General features: G+C 46.1%; 2 protein-coding genes. Both read right to left on the bottom strand.

What is annotated here, in order from left to right:
* Positions 1 to 347: ribonuclease HII (locus R8O70_RS25645; RefSeq protein ID WP_318184516.1), on the bottom strand; the 347-nt coding region annotated here is incomplete at its 3' end.
* A 9-nt stretch (positions 348 to 356) separates the two neighbouring features.
* Positions 357 to 1,228: lipid-A-disaccharide synthase (gene lpxB, locus R8O70_RS25640; RefSeq protein WP_318184515.1), on the bottom strand; the 872-nt coding region annotated here is incomplete at its 5' end.

Below are 1,228 nucleotides of genomic sequence, written 5' to 3'. Positions count from 1 at the left end.
GGCTGTACCTTCAGTCCCGCTATCGCACGTTGCATAGCAACCATGGTAGCTTGCAGAATATTCAGTTCATCAATCTCTTCGGGAGAGCAACGGCCTACCGCCCACGCTAGCGCTTTTTCTTTGATTTCAGGAAGCAGTGCCAGACGCTTTTTCTCGCTCAGCTTCTTAGAGTCATTCAAGCCTTTGATTGGGTTATTGGGATCGAGGATAACTGCAGCGGTGACGACATCTCCAACCAAAGGGCCGCGTCCAACTTCATCGACTCCGGCGATCAATTGGTAACCTTGAGGGTATTCAAACGGAGGGAGCTCTACTTTTGCTTTTGTCGTTTTTGCTTTCGCGACCATGGTACTTCTCTATTTTTCAATCAATTTCAATACTGCATTCGCAGCTTGTTGATCCGCGTCTTTACGAATCCAATGATGCATTTCGGTGAACTTATCAAGCATTGGCTTATTATCACTCTCTAGCAAACGAGAAACTTCATTGAACAAGTTGTCTGGTGTGCAATCGTCTTGAAGATACTCTTTAACCAGTTCGTCATCTGCGAGAATATTGGGTAATGACACGTACTTAGTTTTCAATAGGCGCTTGGCCAGAAAGGCGGTAAAGGTATTGACGCGATAGCCAACAACCATAGGACGCTTAAGCAACATGCACTCTAACGCTACCGTTCCAGATGCTAGCATTACCGCATCAGAGGCTGTAATAACATTGCGAGCTGTATCATCCACTAATTTGAAATCAAGCTCGGGCGCATGCGCTTTCCACGCTTGCTCAAATTGCTCTCGACGTTTTTGATTAACTAGCGCCACTACAAAGCCCAAACCAGGGTATTTTTGGTGCAGAAGCTTGCACGTCTCAATGAATGGTTGAGAGAGCATCTTGAGCTCACTACCACGGCTACCCGGTAAAACTGCTAACCATTTTTTGTCTTGTTCAAGTCCTAGCAGATCTCGCGCAGGCGCTTGCTCAGATTGCAAAGGAATAGCATCCGCTAAGGTGTGGCCGATAAACTCACAAGGCACGTTAAATTTATCGTAAAACGCCTTTTCAAACGGTAGAAAAGCCAGTACCAGGTTGGTCGCAGCCTCGATTTTGAAGATACGCTTTTGACGCCACGCCCATACTGAAGGGCTCACGTAGTGCACGGTTTTAATGCCTGCTTGCTTTAAATCTAACTCTAGACGCAAGTTAAAATCTGGCGCATCAATACCGACAAAAACAT

Origin of the sequence: Vibrio sp. 779(2023), from assembly GCF_033344285.1 — a bacterium.
Lineage (GTDB): Bacteria > Pseudomonadota > Gammaproteobacteria > Enterobacterales > Vibrionaceae > Vibrio > Vibrio alginolyticus.
This window is presented reverse-complemented; position numbering and strand designations above follow the sequence as displayed.